1 protein-coding gene is annotated in these 942 nt (G+C 71.2%); it reads left to right on the top strand.

Annotated features, from left to right (window positions below; all coding sequences use genetic code 11):
* Positions 1-942: condensation domain-containing protein (locus QSK22_RS33215; RefSeq protein WP_285498464.1), on the top strand; the 942-nt coding region annotated here is incomplete at both ends.

Below are 942 nucleotides of genomic sequence, written 5' to 3'. Positions count from 1 at the left end.
GTGCCGAGGTGCTGCGCGAGCACGTGGCCCGACGGTTGCCCGACTACATGGTCCCGGCCGCCGTGGTCACGTTGGACGAGCTGCCGTTGACCGTGAACGGCAAGCTCGACCGCAAGGCGTTGCCCGCGCCGGAGTACACGGCCGGCACCGGTCGACCCCCGGCCACAGTCCATGAAGAGATCTTGTGTGGGGCCTTCGCGCATGTGCTCGGCCTCGAATCGGTCGGCGTGGACGACGACTTCTTCGAGCTGGGCGGCCACTCCCTGCTCGCTGCCCGGCTGGTCTCCCGCATTCGCGCCGCCCTGGGTGCGGAACTGCCGCTGCGGGCCCTGTTCGAGAGGCCGACCGTGGCGGGGCTGGCCGCGTGGCTGGCCGCGACCGAAAAGCGCCCTGCCCGGGCGGCCCTCGCGGCCGCGAAACGCCCGGAGCGGCCACCGCTGTCGTTCGCGCAGCGTCGGCTGTGGTTCCTGCACCAGTTGGAAGGCCCCAGCCCCACCTACAACATCCCGGCGGTGATCCGGCTGACCGGCGACGTGAACGTCGCCGCGCTGGAGGCGGCACTGCGGGACGTGATCGAGCGGCATGAGCCGCTGCGCACCGTGTATGCAACCGCCGACGGCGAGCCGTACCAGCGCATCCTGCAGATGCGGGACGTGCATTGGGCGCTGGAGGTGCGCCGTGTCGATCCCGAAGACCTGACCGAGGCCGTCGCGCGGGCGGGCCGTCACACCTTCGAGCTGTCCGAGGAACTGCCGATCCGGGCGTGGCTGTTCGAAGTCGCCCCGGACGAGCGGGTCCTGGTCCTGGTGCTGCACCACATCGCCGGTGACGGTTGGTCCATGACTCCCCTGGGTCGCGACGTGTCGGCGGCTTACGCGGCGCGGGTGCGCGGTCAGGTGCCGGAGTGGGAGCCGCTGCCGGTGCAGTACGCCGATTACGCGT

The sequence above is a fragment of the Actinomadura sp. NBRC 104425 genome (genome assembly GCF_030269545.1).
Lineage (GTDB): Bacteria > Actinomycetota > Actinomycetes > Streptosporangiales > Streptosporangiaceae > Spirillospora > Spirillospora keratinilytica.
The sequence above is the reverse complement of the archived record's forward strand: the minus strand, read 5'-3'. Positions and strand labels throughout refer to the sequence as shown.